The following is a 22,943-nucleotide window of genomic DNA, read 5'->3' on the forward strand; positions in this document are numbered from 1 at the left end:
TCGGAACGGGGAATTGCGGTCGGCTGAGAAAGCTCAGTCTGCACGCGGACCGCATTTCCCATGCTGCTCCGGACCTTTCTCAGTCCATTTCTTTGCCGGGAGCTGGGATCCAGTAGACGGCGCATCCTCCGGCCCGGTGGATGAACGTCGCGAATGCGGGAAGTTCGGCCGAGGGCTTGTGGTGGTTCTCGTCCACGAACAGCCACCGGACCCCGTAGCGGTCCCGGAGCCTGCCGATCGTCGCGGCCGAGGGGCTGCGGAACGCGGCGTCGTTGTCGGCGAGCCGCTGCGGATCCCAGTACGGCACGAGGGCGTTGGAGAAGACGAACAGCCGTGCCTGCGCGCTCGTCCTGTCGGTGTAGCCCCAGCCCTCGACCAGCATCCGGCGCTCGGTGTAGGCCGAGATCCAGAAGTGCCGGTTCTCGCAGCCCGCGCGGGTCTCGGCCCGGCAGTGGACGTTGGTGGCGACCAGGTCGTCCGGGGAGGAGTGGTCGCGCAGCCAGCGGCCCGCCTGGAGCGCCCCCGCGGTGATCGTCCGGGGTCTCGGGGTCTCGTGGGCGGCCGCGGCCAGGACCTCGGCCTGGGCGGGCAGCATGGCGAAGGTCGTCCCGGTCATGAGGGCCAGGCCGCAGGCCAGGGCCGCGCCGGGGGCGGCGAACCGCCGGATCGCCAGGAACGCCGTCACAAGCGCCCCGGCCAGCAGCAGCCACGGCCAGATCAGCCGCCACACCAGCGCCGCCTCACCGAGCTTCGCCAGGGTGGGGGCGGACTCCCCGGCCAGCGCCCTGACCAGCAGGACGATCCCGGCGCCCGCGGCGGCGAGCCCGGCGGCCCACGAGGCGTGCCGCCGCTCCATCCGCGGCCAGGCCGTGACGAGCCCGAAGACCGCGGCGATGATGAGGTAGGGCCGCGCGGACTTGAGGAAGTACAGCTGCCCGTAGCCGGGATGGCCGAACCACGCCATCGCGGCCAGCCCGGTCAGCCCCATCCCGAGGACCAGCGGGAAGGCCGGATCGAGCGCCCGCGACGGCCTGCGGACCAGCCCGAACAGGCCGCACCACAGGATCAGGTACGACACCGCGAAGACCGCGCAGACCAGCGCGAGCAGCGGCGGCCAGCCCGCCGCGCGGGGCACCACCCCGGTCAGCGTGGCGAGCGACGATCCCTTCATCGACATCAGCGGTGCCGTCCGCAGCCCCTGCGAGGCCCCGCCGAACAGCACGACCTGCGCGAACGCGAAGAAGCAGAGCACCAGGCCGAAGGCCGCGAGGGCCGTCCGGGGCGGACGCCGCTCGACCGCGAAGCGCACCGCGATCGTCAGGGCGAGCCCGGCGAGCAGCAGCGGGAGGAAGGTGGCCTTGGCCCCGGTGACGGCCGCGAGCAGCAGCGCGAGCAGAATCCACCGGCCCCGGCCCCGACGGGCGTCGCCGCGCAGCAGATCGGTGAGGAGCAGCACGGCCGGCAGGCACAGGGCCGCGCCGAACGCCTGGGTCGGGCTGAGCCAGCTCGCGCTGTTGCCGCCGTCGGCGACCACCGACGCCGACCAGCCGTAGGGGCTCGGGACCAGCCCCACGACCAGCGTCGCGACGACGAGGACGGCCCCCCACACCTGCCCGGTGATCCGGCGGGCCGTCAGGGACAGCGCGACCAGCCCGGCGAGGACGATCGGCAGCGCGCTCAGCCGGTACAGGAGCGTCTGGGCCTCGATGCCGGTCGCCCAGCTCGTCGCGGCCATCTCGGCGTAGGCGAACCAGTGGTAGTGCAGCGGCTCGCCCGCGACGTAGGGGACGGTCGGCGGCACATGGTGGCGGACCTCGCCGACGAGGGCGAGATGGCTCGGCATGTCGACGTAGGGGGAGGCGTAGCCGGGCCAGGTCAGGCCGTGCCGCTGGAAGAACAGGATGCCCGCGCCCGCGATCGTCCAGGCGGCCAGGGCGGCCATGCTCCACGACCACCACGCGTGCGCGCGGCCCGCCCGGCCCGAACCGCGCCAGTGCCTCCGCAGCCTGGGGAAGAGCGCGAACGCCGCGATCGTGTACACCGGGACCAGCAGGAACAGCCGGGGATGGCCGACCGCCCTGGCGGGCAGGTAGGCGAGGACCTCCAGCGCGTAGCCGAGGACCGTCCCGGCGGCGACGTCCTCGGCGAACCAGCCGCGCTCGCCGCGCAGGCGCCGCCAGACCAGGACGCCGGGAAGGGTGACGCCGACCAGCAGATAGGCGGCGAAGACCGCGATGTCGGAGGCCGGAGTCCCGGTCCTGAGGAGGACGGCGACGGCGAAGGCCGCGACGAGCGCGGCGGGGATCCAGCCCGAGGACAGGACGGACCGGAGGCGGACGCCGGACGCCCCCGGCCCCGAGGGGACCGAGGGCGTCCGCACGGGGACTTCGACCATGGTCACGCAGACGCGCCGATCTTGCGGAACACCCGGATCTCGTTCACGTAGAGGGCCCGCAGCGCCAGCTCGCCGGACTCGACCACGAGACCGTGCTCGGCCGCCCACGCCTCGACCGTCGCGACCGGGATCGGGTGGATCCAGTCGCGGGCGATCACGACGTCGTGGAGCCGGCAGGCCGTGGCCCGCCAGAACGGCTCGAGCCCCATGTCCTTGTAGACGAAGACGCCGCCGGGGCGGACGGCCTGGCAGGCCTTGTCGAAGACCTCGCGCTGCGCGGCGACCGGGATGTGGTGGATGACGTCGACCATCGTGACGACGTCGAAGGCGCCCTGAGGCCACTCCTCGCGGCTGTCCCTGCGCTCGAACGACAGCGTGGAGCCGGTCTCCACGGCGTGACCCGCCATCTCCTGGGCGAGGCCGATCGCCCCCTTGGACGGGTCGAACCCGACGCCGGTGATCTGGCGGTCCTGCTTGGCGAGCAGGCCGAGCAGCAGGCCGGAACCGCAGCCGATGTCGAGGACCCGGGCGCCGACGGGCACATGCGGGAAGATCAGTTCCATTCCGCTGCCCGCGGGCCGCAGCCGCTGCTTGACCCGGAGCGGCAGCGAGGCGTGGGCGTAGAGGTCCCAGGCGTCGGTCATGAGCGAACGCCGGTCGACGGCGAGCCCGGGGTGGCCGGTGATGAGACTGGTCATGGTCAGTCCTTCCTGGTCGCACGCATGATGAGGGAGATGCCGGGGGCGTTCTTGACGGGCAGGTAGCGTTCCGCCGCGATGATCGCCGACAGGGCCAGGTTGAGCGGGGCGGGCACGTGGTCGAGATCGCTGCCCTCGGACGTCCTGCGCCGCCGGGCCGCGACGGGTCGCAGCAGGACGTTCCAGCTCCACACCTTGTCGACCGTCAGGCCCGCCTTCTCGGCGACGTCGATCAGGGACGCGCGGGTGTAGCGGCGGACATGGCCCACGGCGTCGTCGTGCGCGGACCACAGGGCCATGTCGCAGGGGACGGCGATGAGGGCGGTGCCGCCGGGCCTCAGCACCCGGACGATCTCCTCGGCGACGAGGTGGTCCTCCTCGATGTGCTCGAGGACGTCGAAGGCGACGACGAGGCTCATGGACGCCGACTCGATCGGCAGCTCACGGGCGTCGGCCCAGCGGGCGTCGAGACCGCGGCCCAGCGCGAGCTCGACGGCTTCGGGGGAGTAGTCGACCGCCACCGCGCTCCAGCCGTGGTCGCGCAGCACACGGGTGTTGCCGCCGCCCGCGGCGCCGATGTCGAGTGCGGTGGACGGCGGGCCCAGCCGCCTCAGCTGACGGGCCAGCAGCGAGCGCCTTTCGCGGTACCACCAGTGGCGGTCTTCCAGTTCGGCGAGTTTACGAATCTCTGTTGCCTGCATAGTCGTTACCTCCGCAGGACAGTTTCGAGCGCCTCACATTTCTTGGGGGCATGTCGCCATGAGTAATGGCAGACCTTTACTTTGAATTACCTTCACGGAGAGATCCGTGGGGTGATGTCCGGTGAAATGACCGAAGGGTCGGAAACGCCGACGACCCCGCGCGCGGGGTCGTCACGGTGGGGGTCGCGGCGGCGGAACCGGCCGGGGCAGCGGTCGCCGGAGCGTCCCGCCGCCCCTCAGGCGGGGCGCTTCGCCCGCATCATGCGCCGGATCAGCAGGAACACCAGGAGAAGCCCCGCGAACGGCGCCAGCCTCCGTACGAGCGAGGGCCGCTCCACCGCCGCGAACCAGTCCGGCTCCTCCGCCTTGACCACCTCGGGCTCGGCGACCACCACGGCCTCGGGCTCGGCCTCCACGACGGGCTCGGGCTCGGTGCGGAGCTCGTCCTCAAGCTCGGCGACGGCCTCGGCCACCGGAGCGGTCGCCGCGACGGTCTCGGGCTCGGGGGCGTTCAGCGCGGCGGTGAGGGCGGTGGCGAACTTCGTGAGGAGCTTGGCGCCGGTGTCGTGCACGAGGGGTTCGGAGAAGGCGGCGATCCGGCCGGTCAGGGTGAGCTTGGTGTGGAGCGTCACCCGGGAGGCGCCGGGGGCGGTGTGGACCGTCGCCTGGAAGGTGGCCGTGGCGGTGCCGGGGCCGCGGGCCTCGCGGGCGTGGGCCTCGACGATCGCGGTGCGGGTCAGGTCGTCGGTGACCAGGACGTGGGCGCTGCCCTTGAGGGTGACCGAGGTGGGGCCGAACTTCAGCTTGAGCTTGCCCGCGAGGTCGTCGTCGGCCTTCTCGGCCGGTTTGAGAACGGCGCCGGGGATGAGCGGGGCCACGAGACCGGGGTCCTGGAGGGCCCGCCACACCGCGGCGGGATCGGCTTGGACGGTGAACTCGTGGTCGAGCTCCATGGGGACCTCCGGGAGTGACTAGCCGTCGACGAGGGCCTGGATGGCGGGGGCGTACAGGTCGACGATACGAGACACGTCCGCCGTGGTGGTGCGCCCGCCCGGGTGAATGCTGATCGTCGCGCTCATCCCGAGGAACTGGGACAGGATGAGCTCGGCCCGCAGCCGCGGATCGTGGCCGTCGAGGAGCTTCTCCAGGCGGGTGGTGACCTGCTCCCGGAAGCGGTCGAGCAGCAGCGCGCGCTCGTCGCCCGCGCCGATGCCGAAGATCACGCGGACCAGCGGGCTGCTGTTGCTGGCCCGCCGGGTGACCAGCAGGGTCTCGACCATGTGGCGGCCGAGCTCGGCGCGCGGGGCGTCGAAGAGCAGGTCGGCGTCGGAGGTGAAGTCGGCGACGGCCTCGAAGAGCTGGTCCTTGCCGCCGAAGTGCTTGACGATCAGCGCCGCGCTGACCCCGGCGTCGGAGGCGATGCTCCGCAGGGTCACGTTGGCGTAGGGGCGCAGCGCGAACGCGCGCCGGGCGGCCTTGAGGATGGCCGTCCGGCCGGTGTCGCTCATGCCGGGAGCGGTACCGGGACGGTGGCGGGCTGCGGGACCCTGCGCGGGATCATCAGCGTGGTGGCGAGCGCGATCAGCGCGGCGACCCCGGCGATCACGAAGATCAGCAGATAGGCGCCGAGCGTGGCGCGTCCCTGGAAGGTCATGTGGGCGAGCACGGCGGCCGACATCGCGCTGGACGCCGACTGCCCGATCATCCGCATGAGGGTGTTCAGGCCGTTCGCGGCGGCCGTCTCGGAGAGCGGGATCGCACGCATGATCAGCATGGGGAGGGCCGAGTAGGCGAGGCCCGTTCCGGTCGCGACGATGGTGGCGCCCAAGATGATCGTCCAGAGCTGGTGGCTGGTGAAATAGCGGACGCCATAGCCTACTGCGATGAGCGCCGCGGCCAGGGCCACGGTGGTCTTCGGCCCGCGCGCCACGGAGATCCGCGCGGAGACCGGCGACAGGAACGCCATGCACACCCCGCCCGGCAGCAGGCACAGGCCGCTCGCCACGATCGACAGCCCGAGACCGTATCCGGTCGAGGTCGGTTCCTGGACGAGCTGCGCGGTCACCAGCGAGTTGGCGTAGAAGGCGAACCCGATGAACATCGCGGCGAGGTTGGCCATCAGCACCGTGGGACGGGCCGAGACCCGCAGGTCGATGAGCGGCTCGTCGTGCCGCAGCTCGTACCAGCCCCAGCCGAGCGCGATCAGCAGGCCGCCCCCGGCCAGCCCGAGCGTCAGCGGCGAGGCGAACCCCCAGTCCGACCCCTTGCTCAGCGCGAGCAGCAGGCAGAGCAGGGCGGCCGTCAGCCCGGCGGCCCCCAGGTAGTCGAAGCGGCCCCGGCTCCGCACCGGAGACTCGGGAACGATCCAACGGACGGCGCCGAGAACGAGGAGGCTCACGATCGCGCACACCCAGAACATCGTGTGCCAGGAGGCGTACTGGATCACGACAGCCGCGATGGGCAGCCCGATCGCGGCGCCGATCCCGATGGTCGCGCTCATGAGGGCGACCGCCGAGGTCACCTTCTCCCCGGGCAGCTCGTCGCGCATGATGCTGATCCCCAGCGGCATGACGGCGAGCCCCACCCCCTGGAGGGCCCGCCCGGCGACGAGCGCCGGCAGGTTCGCCGTCACGGCGCAGATCAGCGAACCGATCGTCACCGAGAACAGCGACCACAGCAGCACCCGCCGCTTGCCGTACATGTCCCCGGCCCGTCCGAGCAGCGGCGTGCTGACGGCCCCGCTCAGCAGGGTCGCGGTGACCATCCACCCCACGTTGGAGGCGCTGCTGCCCGTCAGTGCCGGAAGTTCCGGGAGCATCGGGACGATGATCGTCTGCATGAGGGCGACGACGACGCCGCAGGAGGCCAGGACGGGCGTGATCAGGGGTGTACGAGTGTTCACCCTTGCAGAGTAAACGAATGTTCACCCCTGATCGATGTGATGTCCGCCTCAGGGCGCCGCGAGCTCCTGCGTGTAGAGCACGGTCCCGTGCAGATCGATCAGCTGGACGGTCAGCGCCCGGGTCTCGGCGGAGACCGCCACGGAGCCGAAGAACTGGGCGTTCTCGGCCGGGGAGGCGTTGGCCCTGGGCCCGGTCCTGATGAACTTCAGCTCGGGTCCGAAGGTCGCGTCGAGGGTGTTGGGGCCGAACGTCCCGGCGTTGAGCGGGCCCGCGACGAACTCCCAGAAGGGGGTGAACTCGCGGAAGGAGGCCTTGGCCGGGTCGTAGTAGTGGGCCGCGGTGTAGTGGACGTCGGCGGTGAGGAAGACGATGCCGGTGACCGCGTCCCGGGAGGCCTGGCGCAGGACGTCGGCGAACTCGCGCTCACGGCCGAGGGGCAGGCCCCCGTCGCCCTGGGCCACTCCCTCCTGGCCGGCGCCGTCGGGGACGATCAGGCCCAGCGGGAGGTCGTTGGCGATGATCTTCCAGGTGGCCTTGGAGCGGCGCAGCTCCTTCTTGAGCCAGGCGGTCTGCTCGGGGCCGAGGAGGCCGGGGCCCGTGGTCTCCCGGTCGGTCGTGTTGGGGTTCTTGTGGGTGCGCATGTCGAGCACGAAGACGTCCACGAGGGGGCCGTGGGAGATCTTCCGGTGGAGCGTGGGGGTGCGGGGGTCGACCGGGGTGTACTCCAGGGCCGCCTGCCGGGCGCGGGCCACCAGCACGTCGACGCGCTTCTCGGTGTAGCGGGCGTCGTCGATGATCTGTCCGGGGTACCAGTTGTTGCGGACCTCGTGGTCGTCCCACTGGTAGACCATCGGGACCCTGGCGTTGAAGGCCTTCAGCGGGCCGTCGAGCAGGTTGTAGCGGAACTGGCCGCGGTACTCGGCGAGGGTCTCGGCGACCTTGGACTTCTCGGCCGTCATGAGGTTCGTCCAGGTCGAGCCGTCGGGGAGCGCGACGGTCGGCGAGAGCGGGCCGTCGGAGTAGACGATGTCGCCGCTGCACAGGAAGAAGTCGGGGTTCAGCGCGCCCATCGCGTTGAAGATCTTGAAGCCGCCGAAGGACTCGTTGATCCCCCAGCCCTGGCCGGCGAGGTCTCCGCCCCAGACGAACCGGACGTCCTGCCCGGCCTTCGGCGGGGTGCGGAACGAGCCGAGCTCCGGCACCGAGACCGCCCGGCCGTCGTCGAGGCGCACCCGGTAGTGGATCTCCTCGCCGTCGGCGAGGCCGCGCAGCCTGACCTTGCCGGTCAGGTCGCTGTCCGGGGTGAGCAGGGGGCCGCGCACGGTCCTGGCGTCGAGCAGGTCGGGACGGGTGCCGTAGTCCACGTACAGGTGGGCGGGCCGGTCGGCGCGCGCCCAGACGATCGCCTGCCCGTCCGCGACGTCACCGGTCTGGACGCCGCTGGTCAGCGCCGGCCGGTCGAGCCCGAACGCCGGAGCCCCGCCCTTGAGCGCGAGACCGGCGGCCCCGCCCGCGATGAGCCCGGTCCGCAGGAAGCCGCGTCTGTCGATGGCCATCCCGTACCCCTTCCATGATCACATTTTTCTGCGATCTTCCGCGCGGAAGGGGTACGACGCATGACTGCGGAATGAAAGCGAGGTAGCATCTCTCTCATGTCTTCGCGCGCCTCATTCTCCCGTCACAGCGGTGGCGCGCTGTCTTCGTGTTGTTGTCGCTGAACCCAGCCGGTCCAGCCCAACTCGTCTCCGCGCGGGCCCCATGTCCCGGAGACCTTGAAACCGAGAGATCTTCCTTGAAGACCGAGACCTTCCCTGACATCACTCAGCGTGACCAGAACGTGGTCGCTGCCGTCGTCACCGTCGGCCAGCTGGCCGGGCTGATCGCCGACACCGCCGCGGCCCCCGAGCAGTGGTGGCACCTGGTGCGCTTCCACCCGTCCGAGCGGACCCGCCTCCAGCTCGACAACGGGCTGTGGCTGATCACCTGGCCCCCCGGATTCCGTCTCCCCGCCCACGGCCACCACGGGGCGACCCAGGTCACCGGCGTGATCGCGGGCGAGCTGGCCGAGGTCACCGTCGGTGACGAGGGCGCGGTCGAACGCCCGCTGCGCTCCAACCGGATCCGGATCCAGACCGGCGACCACATGCACGAGGTCGTCAACCCGGGCACCGTCTACGCCGTCACGCTTCACGCCTACCTTTAGAGGTCGCGGCGGCGCCCTCGGGTGAGGACCCGGACCAGGAGGACCAGGGCCAGGAGGATCGCCATCGCGGGCGCGATGACGATCAGGTCGGGCTCGCGGCCGCCGTCCAGGCCGAAGACCATGAACAGCGCCGCGACGCCCAGGAAGAACAGGCCCGCGAGCAGGGCTCCGGGGTCGGTCCTATGCCGCATGGGTCAGCTCCAGGTCGCCGATCCTGCCCTTGACGGTCAGCTCGATCGTGGGGGCGTCCTCGGTCGTGGCCCCGGGGACGAGATCGTCGTACCGGGCGCGCGGGCCGCTGATGGTCTTCTTGTCGATGGTGATGTCGCCCAGCAGGATCGAGGCCTTGACGCGCACCTTCGCGTTCGCGGGAAGGATCACGCGCAGGCCGCCGACGCCGAGTTCGGCTCTGACCTGGTACGACTGTCCGGGCAGCAGGGGGAGTGAGCGCAGGTCCAAGGTTCCGTCTCCGGCCATCATCCGGTAGGTCTCTGTGGGGGTGGCGGTGGGACGCCAGGTGGTGTCGCCAAAGCGGCTCCCTTCGGGAAGGGTCCCGGCGGCCGCGGTGATCAGCAGGGTGGCCGACAGCGCGACGCCGAGGAACATGAGCCCGTGCGGACGGCCGATCCAGGTGCCGGCCACCAGGCCGAGTGCCACCACCGCGAGGGCGGCGGAGGCGATGATCATAATGGTGCGCGGGGTCTCCAGGCCGTGCGCGAAGGGCACCATGGCGGCCCCCGCGACGCAGGCCAGCAGGAAGGTGATGTGCCCGAGCGGCGACCGCGCCGGCGGGACGGGCTTCGGCGGACGCGACCAGGGCCGTCCCGCGACCTTCACCTGGACGTTCACCTCGTGGTCCCGCCGCGGCACCACGACCTCGATCGGCTTCAGGGTGGCCAGGTCGATCCACTCCTGGGTCTCCGTCGGCCCGTGCGGCGCCGGGGCGGCCGCCGCCGGCGGGTACTCCATCGGGACGCCCTTCAGCCGGTCCGGCAGGGCCTTGGCCGCCTCGACCAGGTCGACCCCCCTGGCCTGCGCGATGAGCACCGCGAACACGAGGACCACCAGGCTGGTGACCATGTCGCGGCCGGGACCGCCGAACGACCCGACGAATCCGCCGAGCATCCCGAACAGGAACAGCACGACCAGCGCGCCGATCACGGCGGCGTCGTCGAGCCGCCGGTGGAAGGCCCGCTCGGCGATCGAGGGATTGCCCTCCTGGTCGCCCATGAGCAGGGCGGCGGCGATGTACATGAGCAGCCCGCTCCAGGTGGTGAACACCAGCAGCGCGAACCCGACGCGCACGACCAGCGGGTCGATGCCCGTCCGCCGGGCGATGCCCGAGCAGACGCCCGCGACCAGCCGTCCTTCGCTCGCCCTGGAGAGCCGCTCCGATGTCATGGGACCATCCTGGCCCCCGCCGCGGCGGGGGGACATCCGGGACACCCCCTAGTCGACCCTGATTCGGGATCGGGGCGTGCCCCTGATGCGGTGGCACGCAAAGAGTGTGACGATCTGAGCATGACGTCTCCCACCCCTCCGCGGTTCGAGCGCCGCAGGGACGACCGGCTCATCGCCGGTGTGTGCCGCGGTCTCGCCGCGCACCTGGGCCTGGAGACACTCTGGGTCAGGCTGGCCTTCGTCCTGCTCATGGCCGCGGGGCCCGGCATCGTGGCCTACGTCGCCTTCTGGGTCCTCGCCCCGCGGGCGGACGAGCCGGGCAAGCCCCGCGACTACGCCCAGCTCGTCGCCTACGGCCTGCTCTACGGCGGTCTCGCGGCGGCCTTCGGCATCTCCGGCATCTCCAAGGTCGCGATCTGGCCGGTCCTGGTGATCGGCGTCGGTGCGACGATCCTCTGGCAGCAGGCCGACCGGGAGCAGCGCGGACGCTGGACCGTCCTGCCGAAGGGCATGTGGTGGCGGAGCCTGCTCGGCGCGGTCCTGGTGATCGGCGGCATCGGCGGGTTCTTCGCCCAGAAGGTGAAGCCGGCCGAGATCCCCCAGGTGCTGCTGGCGACCGCGATCGTGCTGTCGGGCGTCACCGTGATCATCACCCCGTGGCTGGTGCGGCTCTGGCAGGACCTCGACGCCGAGCGCGGCGAGCGGATCAGGTCGCAGGAGCGGGCCGAGGTCGCCGCCCACATCCACGACTCGGTCCTGCACACCCTCACCCTCATCCAGCGCAACGCCCAGGATCCGCGCGAGGTGGCCCGGCTGGCCCGGTCGCAGGAGCGCGAGCTGAGGGCCTGGCTCTACCAGCCCAAGTCGGACTCGACGCAGATGTTCGCCGCGGCCGTCAAGGAGATCGTCGCCGAGGTGGAGGACGCCCACGGCATCCCCATCGACGTGGTCTGCGTGGGCGACTGCGAGCTCGACGACCGGATCAGCGCGATGATCCAGGCCGCCAGGGAGGCGACGGTCAACGCGGCCAAGCACAGCGGGGCGCCGTCGATCTCGGTCTACGCCGAGGTCGAGGCGGACGAGCTGGAGATCTTCGTCCGCGATCGCGGCAAGGGATTCGACCAGGGCGGGGTCCCTGAGGACAGAATGGGTGTCCGAGGCAGCATCATCGGGCGGATGGAACGGCACGGGGGCACCGCCCGCGTGAAGTCCGCGCCGGGCGAGGGCACCGAGATCAGACTGGAGCTCAAGAAGTGACACGCGTCGTACTGGTGGACGACCACCAGATGTTCAGGACGGGCGTCAAGGCCGAACTCGGCCCGACGATCGAGGTCGTGGGCGAGGCCGCCGACGTCGACGAGGCGGTCACGGTGATCAAGGCCGCCAAGCCGGAGGTCGTCCTCCTGGACGTCCATCTGCCGGGCGGCGGCGGGGTCGAGGTGCTGCGCCGGGTGCTCCCCTCGGACACCAAGTTCCTGGCCCTGTCGGTCTCCGACGCCGCCGAGGACGTGATCGGCGTGGTCAGGGGCGGGGCCCGCGGCTATGTCACCAAGACCATCTCCGGTCCCGAGCTCACCGACGCGATCGGCCGGGTGGCCGACGGCGACGCGGTCTTCTCGCCCCGGCTGGCCGGATTCGTCCTGGACGCCTTCTCCGCCTCCGACGCCCCGGCGATCGACCCGGAGCTCGACCAGCTCACGGCCCGCGAGCGCGAGGTCCTGCGCCTGATCGCCCGCGGCTACGCCTACAAGGAGATCGCCAAGGAGCTCTTCATCTCGGTGAAGACGGTCGAGACGCACGTCAGCAGCGTCCTGCGCAAGCTCCAGCTCTCCAACCGGCACGAGCTCTCCCGCTGGGCGGCCGCCCGCCGCCTCGTCTGAGGGACCTTCCGGGCTCCCGGCAAGATAACGAAAATGTCACGGTATGTTGGGAGATCCGTAGTGTGAGAGGGACCTTCTGTGACATGGCGTGGCCTGGGACTCGTGGTGGGATCGGCCTTCGTGTGGGGGCTGGCCCAGTTCGCGACCGGCCTGCGCCGCTTCGGAGCGCTGCTGCTGGGGCTTGAGATCGCGCTCCTGGCCGGGGCCGGGGTGCTGGCCGGGCCGATGCGCGACCGGGTCGCCGTGTGGCTGGTCCAGCCCCGCTGGCTGGACGCCCTGAGCATCGTGCTCGCGGCCGTCGCGGTCCTGTGGGTCGGAGTGATCTTCAGCGCCTTCTGGGTCGTGCGGCCCGCGACGTCCAGGGGGCGGATCCTGCCCGCGATCGCCGCGGTCGTGATGAGCCTGGTCGTGGCGCTGCCGCTGGCCAGGGCCGCCGAGCTCGCCCAGACCTCCAAGGGCGTCGTGACCTCGGTGTTCGCCTCCTCCTCGGGGTCCGACGCGTGGAAGGGCAAGAAGCGCGTCAACCTCCTGCTGATCGGCGCGGACGCGGCCCCCGGCCGTCCCGGCGTGCGGACCGACTCGATGACGGTCGCCAGCCTCGACACCGAGAAGGGGAAGACGACCCTGTTCTCGCTGCCCCGCAACCTCGAGGACGTCCCGATGCCGACCGAGGCGTCCAGGGCGGCCTTCCCCGACGGTTTCGCCGGCGACGGCACCGAGGGCACGCCCGCCCTGCTCAACGAGGTCTACCAGTGGGCCGAGGACCACCCGGACATCGTCCCCGGCGTCCCGGCGGGCGAGCGCGGCGAGACCCTGCTCAAGGCGACGGTCGGCGGCATCCTCGGGCTGGAGATCGACTACTACGCGATGATCGACATGAAGGGCTTCGCCCAGCTCGTCGACGCCGTCGGCGGCATCACGGTGAAGATCGACGAGGATCTCGTCTACGGCAGGAACGACGAGGGCCTGATCAGGGCGGGCACCCGCAGGCTCACCGGCGACCAGGCCCTCTGGTTCGGCCGCACCCGCACCGGCAGCAGCGACTACGCCCGCATGTCGCGCCAGAAGTGCCTGCTCTACGGCCTCGAACAGCAGGCCGACCCGATGACGGTCCTCACCCGCTTCAACCAGATCGCCTCGGCCGCCAAGCGCGCCGTCTCCACCGACATCCCGCGCGACCTCCTCCCGGCCCTGGTCCAGCTGTCCCAGAAGGAGAAGGGCCTGGACGTCAAGAGCGTTCAGTTCATCCCCCCGCTGATCAGCACCGCGAACCCCGACTGGGACTTCATCCAGGACAAGGTCGACTCCACCCTCAACCCGGTCGCCGCCACCGCCCATGTCTCCGCCGTCAAGAAGAAGGACGAGGAGTCCCTCGCCGATCTCTGCACCTGACCGGGACGCGCGCCGAAGTGCGCGAATCCGGACCGATCCGGTGGGGGAACCGGGCCGTGGTTCGTAGAAGATTGAGCAGATCGGCTAAAACGCGATGCGATTCCAGGCGAAGCTGACAAGAGGGGGGCAGGGGGAACGTGTGACCATGTGGTAACCGTCCCTCTGGCCCACCCACTTCCCCGGAGGAGCGCCTCGTGGACAAGATCGTGTTCGCCTGCGCCACCCATGCCGTATACCTAGTCGCGTTCGTCCTGTTCAAGATCGCCGGAACCAGGTTCCCCCGGCTGTCGGCCCGCCACCCGCTGAAGACGGCGGGCGAGCTGCTGTCGTCGGCGACGTGGCTGGTCTGCCTCGTGGTGCTGATGTCCGGCACCGGCGTGGCCTATCTGGCGGTCGGGCACGCCCCGGTATCGCTGCTGTTCGTCACCTATCTGCTGGCGCTGCCGCCGCTGCTGTTCGTCGCCACCTCGATCTTCGGGGAGAGGCTGAGCCCGCGCGAGTGGCGGGCGGTCGCCCTGTCGGTCTTCGCGATGGTCGCGCTGGCCGTCTCGTCCGGCCTGATCACCTCGCACGGGTTCGAGGTCCCCGTCGAACCGTCGCGCGCGCTGGGGGATCCGCCGCTGTGGAAGCTCGCCGCGGTGCTCATTCCCTCCGTGGCGGTGCCCGTCTGGCTGTTCTGCGTGCAGGACCGCAAGACCGACAGCCGGCACGGACGCCCGCTGACGGGCGTCGCGTACGGCATCGGCGCCGGCGTCCTGCTGGGAACGTGCGAGGCGTTCGGCCTCGGCATCCCCTCGCTGCTGACCGACCGGCCCGACGCCGTCCTGACCAGCCCCTACGTCTGGATCTTCCTGGTCGCCGGCGGGCTCGGCATCGGGCTGCTCCAGGTCGCCCTCCAGCAGTGCCGCCTGGTCATGATCTGCGTCACGGTCAATGTGATCGGCAAGCTCCAGCTGCTCGTCGCGGCGACGCTCCTGTACGGCGAGCCGTGGCCCGCCGACACGCTGAAGCTCAGCCTCCAGTGCATCGGCGTCGGGCTCGCCCTGATCGCGGTGTTCTCGCTGCCGCGCTTCGAGCGTCCGGAGCGCCTGCACCACGGCACGCCCGTGCCGCAGCAGGACCGCGCCCCGCAGAGCCACGCTCCGCAGGGCCGCACCGGGCAGATCAGCACCGCGCAGAACAACACCGCGCAGAACAACACCGCTCAGACCCGCACCGCGCAGAACCGCATCGTGCAGAGCGGCACCCACCGGGTGGCGCAGGGACCGCCGCAGCCCGCGGCCCCCCAGGCGCCGGTTCCCGGCCGCGCCCCCCAGCCCGGGCACCGTTCCGGAACCCTGGACCGTCCCCGCCGCCCGGCCCCCGCGCCCTCCTCGCGCGAGGCCGAGCGGGAGCGCGACGAGCGCACGGTCGACTGGCTGCGCGAGCTCAAGGAGGCCGGACCGGCGCCCGAGCTGCCCCCCGGCCACCCGTCGGGCCCGCTCCGCCTGCCGTCCAACCACGAGATCCGCATCGCCGAGCAGCGCCGCAACCCCACCATCTACGAATAACCCGGCGACCTGCGAACAACTGGCAACGCGTACGGGCCCCGGCGAGCGTCTCGCCGGGGCCCGTACGCGTTCTCTAGAGCTTCTCGATGGGGGCGTAGCGCAGGACGAAGCGCTTGACGCCGTAGTCGCCGCCGAAGTCGACGGAGGCGGCGGCCTTCTCGCCCGCGCCGTCGACCGCCACGACCGTGCCGAGGCCGAAGGAGTCGTGGGTGACCTTGTCGCCCGCCGTGAGGGTGGGGACGACCCGGTTGCCGGGCGAGCGGACGCCGGGCCGGGACGCCAGGGACGCCATCGCCGGGGTGCCGTTCGTGGCCCCCAGCCGTTCCCAGATCAGGAGCGGGTCGGGGATCTCACCGAGGAACCGCGACGGCGGGTTCATCTGCGGGGCGCCCCACGAGCTGCGCATCGAGGCGCGCGAGACGTGCAGCCGCTCGCGGGCCCTGGTGATGCCGACATAGGCGAGGCGGCGCTCCTCCTCGAGCTCCTTGGGGTTGCCGAGGGCGCGCAGGTGCGGGAAGACGCCGTCCTCGAGGCCCGTCAGGAAGACGACGGGGAACTCCAGGCCCTTGGCGGTGTGCAGGGTCATCAGGGTGACGACGCCCTCGCCGTCGTCGGGGATCTGGTCGGCGTCGGCGACGAGCGAGACGCGTTCCAGGAAGGCCGTCAGCTCGTTCGGCGGCTGGAAATCCTCGGGGTCGCGGTCGGCGGACATGCCCTCGAACTCGCGGGCCACGTTCTCGAGTTCCTGGAGGTTCTCGATGCGGGTCTCGTCCTGCGGATCCTTGGACGCCCTCAGTTCGGCCAGGTACCCCGATTTCACCAGGATCGCCTGGATGATCTCGGCGGGGGAGTGCGAGCCGACCATGGCGCGCAGCTCGTCGAGCAGGGTCACGAACTCGGAGACCGCGTTGATCGAGCGGGTCGCCATGCCCGGCACGTCGTAGGGGGTGCGCAGCGCCTGCCAGAACGACATCCTGTTGCGCGCCGCGTGGGCCTCGACACAGGCCTCGGCACGGTCGCCGATCCCGCGCTTGGGCACGTTGAGGATGCGCCGCAGCGAGACGGCGTCCTCGGGGTTGGCCAGCACGCGGAGGTAGGCGAGCAGGTCGCGGATCTCCTTGCGCTCGTAGAACCGGACGCCGCCGACGACCTTGTAGGGCAGCCCGACCCGGATGAAGACCTCTTCGAACACACGGGACTGGGCGTTGGTACGGTAGAAGACGGCGACGTCGCCGGGCTTCACGCCCTCGTTGTCGCCGAGCCGGTCGATCTCGGCCGCGACGAACGCCGCCTCGTCGTGCTCGTTGTCGGCCACATAACCGGTGATCTTCTCGCCCTCGCCCTGGTCGGACCAGAGGCGCTTGGGCTTGCGGTTGCCGTTCCGCTCGATCACCGCGTTGGCGGCCGACAGGATGGTCTGGGTGGAGCGGTAGTTCTGCTCCAGCAGGATCGTCGTGGCGTCGGGGTAGTCGCGCTCGAACTCGAGGATGTTGCGGATGGTCGCGCCGCGGAAGGCGTAGATCGACTGGTCGGCGTCACCGACCACGCACAGTTCGGCGCCGCCGAGCCCCTCGACGGGCATGGTCAGCTCGCGGACCAGCTCGTACTGGGCGTGGTTGGTGTCCTGGTACTCGTCGACCATGACGTGCCGGAACCGGCGCCGGTAGTGCTCGGCGACGTCGGGGAACATCTGCAGGACGGCGACCGTGGTCATGATCAGGTCGTCGAAGTCCATCGCGCCGGCCTGCTGGAGCCTGGCCTGGTACATCTCGTACGCCTCGGCGAGGGTCTGCTCGAGATGGGTGGAGGCGCGGGTCTTGTAGGTCTCGTAGTCGATCAGCTCGTTCTTCAGGTTCGAGACCTGGGTGGAGAACGACTTCGGCGGGTAGCGCTTCGGGTCGAGGTCGAGCTCCCGGCAGACGAGCGCCATGAGGCGCTGCGAGTCGGCCTGGTCGTAGATCGAGAACGACGAGGGGAAGCCCAGCCGCGAGGCCTCGCGGCGCAGGATCCGCACGCACGCCGAGTGGAAGGTCATCACCCACATGGCCCGGGAGCGGGGCCCGACGAGGGCGTCGACGCGCTCCTTCATCTCGCCCGCCGCCTTGTTGGTGAACGTGATCGCCAGGATCTGCCCGGGATGCACGTCCCGCTCCCCGAGCAGGTAGGCGATCCGGTGCGTGAGGACCCTGGTCTTCCCGGATCCGGCCCCCGCCACGATCAGCAGCGGCCCGCCGGAGTGGACCACGGCGGCGCGCTGCTGAGGGTTGAGACCGTCAAGGAGCGGGTGTGAGGTTGCAGTCGACATCGTCCACCGAGTCTACGGGCGGCCGGGGACACTTTCCGAGCAGAGCGAGGAAAGCGGTGAGCCACGTCCCGAGCAGAGCGAGGAAAGGGCGGGCCACGTCCCGAGCAGAGCGAGGAACGGGCGGGCCACGTCCCGTGCTTCAGCTCACGGCGGGGGCCTCTTGTCGGGTAATAAGCGTGGCCTTACAGTCGCGGGCATGCCCTCTGCCTCCGCCACAGTGTTCTCCCCCGCCTCGCCCGAAGCGGTCTTCCGCCACCTCGCGGTGGCCGAGGCCTGGCCGGTCTGGATGCGGCTGTCCGTCGCACGGGCGCGGCGCGCCACGGCCGGCACGCCCGATCCGAACGGCGTCGGCGCCGTGCGCGCGATCTTCCCGGTCAAGGAGAAGGTCGTCGCCTACGAGCCGTCCACCCACTACGCCTATGTGATGATCGGCTTCACCCCGATCAGGAACTACCGGGCGGACGTGCGGCTGACGCCGAAGAACGGCGGCACGGAGATCGAGTACGCGGCGTCGGGGGAGGGGCCGGGCGCGGGGGCGGTGCTGCGGTTCGCGACGAGAACGCTGGCGAAGCTGCTGGCCGGGCACGCCTCCCGGTGCAAGCCCGGCTGTCCTGCGCATTAATCCTGGGTAAAAGCGCGCCCGCCTTCGTGGCGGTGATCGTCGCGGCGGGGTCTCCTGGACGGCATGAGGCGTCTGCTGGCCCTGTCGACCGTGGTCCTTCTCTCGGGGTGCGGCGGCTCCGCCGCGCCGGTCAGGACGGCCGTCCCGGTGGAGGCGGTCCGTACCCTCTCCCCGGGGACCGCGGTGTCCCCGGCGACTTCGGTGCCCCCTGCGCCCGCGGCGGCCGCGCCGGTGCGCAAATCCCCGCGCGAGGCGGTGGAGCGCTACCTGAAGACCAGGCCGGGACGCGCGTCGGTCATGGTCCGCGACCTGAGGACCGGCGCGACCTTCGGCTACCACCAGCACGAGCGCTACATCACGGCCAGCGTGATGAAGGTCAACATCCTCGTCGGCCTGCTCGCCCAGGACCGCCGCGTCCCGTGGGGCACCGCCGGGCAGATGATCCGCCACAGCGACAACACGGCCGCCGACTCCCTCTACCGCCTCGCCGGGCGCGGCCCCGGCATGGGCCGGGTGGACCGCAGGCTCGGGCTGAACCACACCGTCCCGTTCCCGACGGTCTGGGGCGCGACCCGGACGGATCCGGACGACCAGGTGAAGCTCCTCGGCTTCCTCGCCGGTGACAAGGGTCCGCTGAGCGCGGCCGAACGGCGCCGGGTGCTGCACCTGATGGAGACCGTCACCCCGGACCAGCGCTGGGGGATCGGGGCGGCGGCGCGCAGGGGCGACCGGGTCGCGAACAAGAACGGCTGGACCCCGGTGCGCTTCCAGGGCAGCGGCTGGTCGGTGCACAGCATCGGCCGGATCACCGGGCACGGCCACGACTACCTCGTCGCGGTGTTCAGCGCGGAGCAGCCGTCCATGGAGACGGGCGTCCGGACGGTCGAGGGCCTGGCGCGGATCGCGGTCGGCGGGCTGCGCTGATCATCGAATCGGGCCATAGGCGGGTCAAGCCACCGCCAAGGTTGGCCGGGCTTGCGGGCGGCGCGGGTCACGGGGCGCTTTCCTGGGCGCATGCGCCATGTCCTCGTGTGTCTTCTGCTGGTCGGTGCGGGTACCGTCACCGGTTGCGCCACGCCGGTCCCGGGCTCGCAGGAGCCGGTCAGGAACGTGGCCGCGACCCCCGCGCGGCGGCCCGTCCAGGTCGACCACTTCCCGAAGCTGCGCAAGGCCGTCCACCGCTATCTCGCGGGACGTGAGGGGCGGGCGTCGCTCCAGGTGACGGATCTGCGCGGCGGCACCACCTTCGGCTACCGCGAGGACGAGGGGTACGTCGTGGCGAGCGTCGCCAAGGTCGACATCCTGCTCGCCCGGCTGCTCACCGGGATCAAGCTCAGTCAGCGGGAGCGGCGGCTGACCCGCCGGATGATCCGGTTCAGCGACAACATCGCCGCCGACGCCCTCTACCGGATCGTCGGCGACAGCACCGGGCTGAGCGCGGCGAACGCCAGGTTCGGGCTGCGCTGCACCTTTCCCTACCAGCTCAAGTGGGGGGCGAGCAGCACGTGCCCGAGCGACCAGGTGGCGCTGCTGAAGACCCTGACGGCGCGCGGCCCGATCCCCAGCCTCAGCCGGGCCTACGCCCTGGAGCTGATGGGGTCGGTGACGCCGAGCCAGCGCTGGGGCGTCAGCGCCGCGGCCCGTCCGGGCGACCGGGTGGCGCTCAAGAACGGCTGGACGCCCCTGCGCTACCAGGGCACCGGCTGGGCGATCAACTCGGTCGGCAGGATCACCGGCCACGGCCACGACTTCCTGATCGCGGTCCTCAGCGCGGAGCAGCCGTCGATGGCCGCGGGGATCGAGACGGTCGAGCACCTCGCCCGGATGACGACCGGAGCCCTCCGCGCGGCCTGACCCGGGCCTCCTTGCAGCCCTCTGACTTGCTGTCCGGGTCCGGTCAGAGCTTTGGAGATTCTCGGGGACGCGGTGGATAGTGGCGTTTTCGCGCCAAGATCCTCGGAGGCCGTGCTGCTGCGCGTCGAGACCACAGCCGACCGGCGGGCCGGTGGCCCGTACACCGTCGCGGCGGCCCTGGCCCGGGTGCTGGTGCCGCTCGCGCCCGCGCCGGTGATCGCCGAACACGACCTGGAGCTGCGGGCCGTCGCCCCCGACCTGGACGTTCCGGTCCGGCGGGACTCGCTGGCGGCCAGCGCCGACCGTTCGGAGCGGATCCTCGTGCCCGCGCCGCAGCGGACCCTGCGGATCGCGAACGGCTTCGCGGCGTTCGTCCGGGACGTCCTGGCGGCGCTCAGCGAGACCCTCCTGCTCGTCGTGTCCGAGCTGCCCGAGGCCGATCCGGCCGACCGCGAGGTCCTCGCCGCGCTGGCCAGGCGCGCCCCGGCCTTCTCCCTGGAGGAGGCCGCCGGGCCCGCGCCCCGCCCGCGGGCGGACGGCCCGGTGCGCTGGTACGCGGGCGACGCCGCGGACCACCAGGACGCCGCCGAGTGGTGCCTGGACCGCGGCTGCCACCATGCGGTGATCGAGCTCGCGAGGCTCGGACTCGCCCTGGAGGATCCCGCCGGCGGATCCGAGGTCTGGTGGAACCTGGTGCACCATCTCGCCGTGGCGCTCGGGGCGCTGGAGCGCGAGGAGGAGGCCGAGGCCGTCCTCAAGGCGGCCCGTGCCCTGACGACCGACCCGTCCCGGCACTCGACGATGGCCTACACCAGCGCGATGCTGCTGACCCGCCACCATCTGCGGGAGCGGCGCGACCTCGACGGCGCGCTCGGCTGGGTCAACCTCGCGATCGCCCTGTCCGACCTGCTGCCCGACCCGGAGAACCGGGCGGTCAAGCTCGGCTTCGACCTCAACGGCAAGGCGCTCATCATGGCCCGCAGGGGCGACCTCGACGCGGCCATGGAGCTGGTCGAGGAGTCGATGCGGCTGGCCGCGACGCTCCCGCCGGGCGCCCAGCCGATCCACCGGCTGGTCCTGCGCGTCAACCGGGCCCAGCTCCGGATCCTCACCGGCGACCGGGACGGCGCGCTGGAGGACCTCGACGCGGCCGTCGCCGCCGATCCCGGCTATCCCGACTACTACGTCGACCGGGGGAACCTGCTGTTCGCCGCCGGGCGCCACGACGAGGCGCTGGCCGACTACAACACCGCGCTGGCCGTCGGGCCCCCGTTCGCCGAGGCCCACTACAACCGCTCCGAGGTGCTGTTCGCCCGCGGGGACCTCAAGGGCGCGCTCCAGGACCTCGACACGGCACTCGAACTCGACCCGTCGCTGACGGACGCCAGGGCCAACCGGGCCGGGCTGCTGGTCGCGCTGGGCGAGCCGGAGCTGGCCAGGAGCGACGTCGACGAGGCGCTGGCCGGTGACCCCGGCAATCCCTACCTGCTGTGCACGCTCGGCCAGATCGAGGGCGCCGCCGGACGGTACCGCGAGGCCAGGGCGGCGTTCGACCGGGCGGTGGAGCAGGCGCCCTCACTGGCCGTCGCGTGGGCGGGGCGGGGGATCCTCGCCTTCGAGAACGGGCGTCCCGAGGAGGCCGTCGCGGATCTGGGCCGGGCCCTGGAGCTCGGCGAGGATCCGGGGCTGCTGTTCAACCGGGCCCTGGCCCACCGGGCGGCGGGCCGTCCCGACCAGGCGGAGCGGGATCTGCGCAGGGCGGCCGAACTGGATCCGGCGGACCCTGAGATCAGGGCAGCCCTGGCGGACTGACCGGCGATGGGACGGCGCTTCTGGCTCCTGCTCTCGGCCTATCTCGTCTCCTCCCTCGGCAACTGGGTGTACCGGCTGACGCTGCCGCTGTTCGTCCTGCACCTGACCGGCTCGGCGCTCCAGACCGGCGCGGTCTACGCCGTCACCTTCGGCCCGCACCTGCTGCTGCTCCTGCCGGGCGGGCTGCTCGCCGACCGGCTCCCGCGCCAGCGACTGCTCGTCACCGGCGACCTCGCGGCCGGGGCGCTGGCGGCCGTCCTGGCGGTGGAGGCCGGGCTCGCGCCGCTGTGGGTGATCTACCTGCTGGCGTTCCTGCTGGCCTGCGTCGACCCGCTCTACCATCCGGCCTTCCAGGCGATCGTGCCCGAGCTGGTCGACGAGGTCTCGCTGCCGGTCGCCAACGCCCGCCTCTACGGCGGCGACAGCGTCCTCAACCTGCTCGGCCCGGTCCTCGGCGGGACGCTCGTGGTGACGATCGGCTACGGGCCCGCGCTCTACCTCGACGCCGCGACGTTCTTCGTCTCCGCCCTGCTGCTGACGCTCGTCGGGCCCACCCGGCGGCCTTCCGGCGGGCGGCGGGCCGGGCTGGCGGAGGGGGCGCGGTTCCTGCGCGCCAGCCCGTTCCTGTGGACGGCCGCGTGGGCGTTCGCCGCGTTCAACCTGTGCATCTGCACGGTCCAGTTCAACGTCGTCTACTACCTGTCGCACTACGAGGGCTTCGGTCCCGTGCTGGTCGGCGCGGTCCTCGGGCTGGAGGGGCTCGGCCTGCTGCTCGGCGCGACGGCCGCGCCGGCGCTGCTGGCCAGGTACGGGCCCGGCACGCTCATCACCGGCGGGAACGCCGTCATGGGCGCGGGGGTCCTGCTGCTGCCCCTCCTGCACGGTCCCGTCGCGATCGGGACGGTCTGGGCGGTGGTGTTCGCCGGGGGCGGCCTCGCGGACGTGGCGATGTTCACGACCCGGCACCGGCTGGTCCCGTCGCGCCTGCTCGGCCGGGTCATCGGGGCCAGCCGGATGATCGCGTGGGCGGCGATGCCGGTGGCGGCCCTGCTCGGCGGGGTGCTGGAGGAGCCGCTCGGCGGCTTCGAGCGGGTGATCCTGCTGGCGGGCTTCGGCAACCTCGTCACGGCCCTGCTCGCGATGCGCTCCGCGCTGGTGGATCCGCTCCCCGCCCAGGTGAGCCTCGTGAAGGAGTGCCCGTGAAGGAGTGACCCGCGAAGGAGTGAC

The 22,943-nt window shown here is 71.7% G+C and carries 20 protein-coding genes; 9 read left to right on the plus strand and 11 right to left on the minus strand.

Annotated elements, in window-relative coordinates; translation table 11 throughout:
- Positions 1–79: 79 nt before the first annotated feature.
- The 7 genes from ABD785_RS28035 to ABD785_RS28065 all read right to left on the minus strand — a co-directional run bounded on the left by ABD785_RS28035 (position 80) and on the right by ABD785_RS28065 (position 8,253).
- On the minus strand, positions 80–2,401 hold the full coding sequence (locus ABD785_RS28035) for a hypothetical protein (protein ID WP_344834116.1): 2,322 nt from the start codon (positions 2,399–2,401) through the stop codon (positions 80–82).
- Positions 2,398–3,093 (minus strand): class I SAM-dependent methyltransferase, encoded by a 696-nt coding sequence (locus ABD785_RS28040; RefSeq protein ID WP_344834117.1) that lies wholly within the window; start codon positions 3,091–3,093, stop codon positions 2,398–2,400. The genes ABD785_RS28035 and ABD785_RS28040 overlap by 4 nt, the downstream gene beginning before the upstream one ends.
- A gap of 2 nt (positions 3,094–3,095) precedes the next feature.
- Entirely contained in the window at positions 3,096–3,794 is a 699-nt protein-coding gene (locus ABD785_RS28045; protein WP_344834119.1) for a class I SAM-dependent methyltransferase, read from the minus strand.
- Positions 3,795–4,030: 236 nt separating this feature from the next.
- Complete coding sequence (locus ABD785_RS28050; RefSeq protein ID WP_344834122.1) at positions 4,031–4,747, minus strand: SRPBCC family protein; 717 nt, start codon at positions 4,745–4,747, stop codon at positions 4,031–4,033.
- A gap of 18 nt (positions 4,748–4,765) precedes the next feature.
- On the minus strand, positions 4,766–5,302 hold the full coding sequence (locus tag ABD785_RS28055; RefSeq protein ID WP_344834123.1) for a TetR/AcrR family transcriptional regulator: 537 nt from the start codon (positions 5,300–5,302) through the stop codon (positions 4,766–4,768).
- Complete coding sequence (locus tag ABD785_RS28060) at positions 5,299–6,696, minus strand: MFS transporter (RefSeq protein ID WP_344834126.1); 1,398 nt, start codon at positions 6,694–6,696, stop codon at positions 5,299–5,301. Before ABD785_RS28060 ends, ABD785_RS28055 begins: the two co-directional genes overlap by 4 nt.
- Before the next feature lie 48 nt (positions 6,697–6,744).
- Positions 6,745–8,253: an alkaline phosphatase D family protein gene (locus tag ABD785_RS28065; RefSeq protein WP_344834129.1), complete on the minus strand. Its 1,509-nt coding sequence runs from the start codon at positions 8,251–8,253 to the stop codon at positions 6,745–6,747.
- Between the two features lie 236 nt (positions 8,254–8,489).
- On the opposite strand from ABD785_RS28065, the gene ABD785_RS28070 reads away from it, so the two are divergent.
- The gene (locus ABD785_RS28070; protein WP_344834132.1) at positions 8,490–8,900 is read left to right on the plus strand and encodes a cupin domain-containing protein; all 411 of its coding nucleotides are present in this window, start codon (positions 8,490–8,492) and stop codon (positions 8,898–8,900) included.
- On the opposite strand, the gene ABD785_RS28075 is transcribed toward ABD785_RS28070, so the two are convergent.
- Together ABD785_RS28075 and ABD785_RS28080 are read right to left on the minus strand one after the other, a co-directional pair.
- Complete coding sequence (locus tag ABD785_RS28075) at positions 8,897–9,091, minus strand: DUF6332 family protein (RefSeq protein WP_344834134.1); 195 nt, start codon at positions 9,089–9,091, stop codon at positions 8,897–8,899. The genes ABD785_RS28070 and ABD785_RS28075 overlap by 4 nt on opposite strands.
- A complete protein-coding gene (locus ABD785_RS28080) occupies positions 9,081–10,301 on the minus strand; it encodes a PspC domain-containing protein (RefSeq protein WP_344834137.1) in 1,221 nt (406 codons plus the stop codon). Before ABD785_RS28080 ends, ABD785_RS28075 begins: the two co-directional genes overlap by 11 nt.
- Before the next feature lie 120 nt (positions 10,302–10,421).
- Here ABD785_RS28080 and ABD785_RS28085 point away from each other — a divergent pair, with 120 nt between their 5' ends.
- The 3 genes from ABD785_RS28085 to ABD785_RS28095 all read left to right on the plus strand — a co-directional run bounded on the left by ABD785_RS28085 (position 10,422) and on the right by ABD785_RS28095 (position 13,573).
- Positions 10,422–11,558 (plus strand): ATP-binding protein, encoded by a 1,137-nt coding sequence (locus ABD785_RS28085; protein ID WP_344834140.1) that lies wholly within the window; start codon positions 10,422–10,424, stop codon positions 11,556–11,558.
- Positions 11,555–12,181: a LuxR C-terminal-related transcriptional regulator gene (locus tag ABD785_RS28090; protein ID WP_344834143.1), complete on the plus strand. Its 627-nt coding sequence runs from the start codon at positions 11,555–11,557 to the stop codon at positions 12,179–12,181. The genes ABD785_RS28085 and ABD785_RS28090 overlap by 4 nt, the downstream gene beginning before the upstream one ends.
- A 78-nt stretch (positions 12,182–12,259) precedes the next feature.
- On the plus strand, positions 12,260–13,573 hold the full coding sequence (locus ABD785_RS28095) for an LCP family protein (protein WP_344834146.1): 1,314 nt from the start codon (positions 12,260–12,262) through the stop codon (positions 13,571–13,573).
- Between the two features lie 236 nt (positions 13,574–13,809).
- Here the strand turns inward: ABD785_RS28095 and ABD785_RS41400 are convergent, their stop codons facing one another.
- The gene (locus ABD785_RS41400; RefSeq protein WP_425547830.1) at positions 13,810–15,075 is read right to left on the minus strand and encodes a pentapeptide repeat-containing protein; all 1,266 of its coding nucleotides are present in this window, start codon (positions 15,073–15,075) and stop codon (positions 13,810–13,812) included.
- 121 nt (positions 15,076–15,196) lie between these two features.
- Positions 15,197–17,428, minus strand: a complete 2,232-nt coding sequence (gene pcrA / locus ABD785_RS28105; protein WP_344834152.1) for a DNA helicase PcrA — start codon at positions 17,426–17,428, stop codon at positions 15,197–15,199.
- A gap of 196 nt (positions 17,429–17,624) precedes the next feature.
- Here pcrA and ABD785_RS28110 point away from each other — a divergent pair, with 196 nt between their 5' ends.
- The 5 genes from ABD785_RS28110 to ABD785_RS28130 all read left to right on the plus strand — a co-directional run bounded on the left by ABD785_RS28110 (position 17,625) and on the right by ABD785_RS28130 (position 22,919).
- On the plus strand, positions 17,625–18,050 hold the full coding sequence (locus ABD785_RS28110; RefSeq protein ID WP_344834155.1) for an SRPBCC family protein: 426 nt from the start codon (positions 17,625–17,627) through the stop codon (positions 18,048–18,050).
- 63 nt (positions 18,051–18,113) lie between these two features.
- Positions 18,114–18,974, plus strand: coding sequence for a serine hydrolase (locus ABD785_RS28115; protein WP_344834158.1), 861 nt, complete (start codon positions 18,114–18,116; stop codon positions 18,972–18,974).
- 90 nt (positions 18,975–19,064) lie between these two features.
- Positions 19,065–19,904 (plus strand): serine hydrolase, encoded by an 840-nt coding sequence (locus tag ABD785_RS28120; RefSeq protein ID WP_344834161.1) that lies wholly within the window; start codon positions 19,065–19,067, stop codon positions 19,902–19,904.
- 72 nt (positions 19,905–19,976) lie between these two features.
- Complete coding sequence (locus tag ABD785_RS28125) at positions 19,977–21,716, plus strand: tetratricopeptide repeat protein (protein ID WP_344834164.1); 1,740 nt, start codon at positions 19,977–19,979, stop codon at positions 21,714–21,716.
- Between the two features lie 6 nt (positions 21,717–21,722).
- Complete coding sequence (locus ABD785_RS28130; protein ID WP_344834167.1) at positions 21,723–22,919, plus strand: MFS transporter; 1,197 nt, start codon at positions 21,723–21,725, stop codon at positions 22,917–22,919.
- Positions 22,920–22,943 lie beyond the last annotated feature (24 nt).

Origin of the sequence: Actinocorallia longicatena (genome assembly GCF_039534125.1) — a bacterium.
Taxonomy (GTDB): domain Bacteria; phylum Actinomycetota; class Actinomycetes; order Streptosporangiales; family Streptosporangiaceae; genus Actinocorallia; species Actinocorallia longicatena.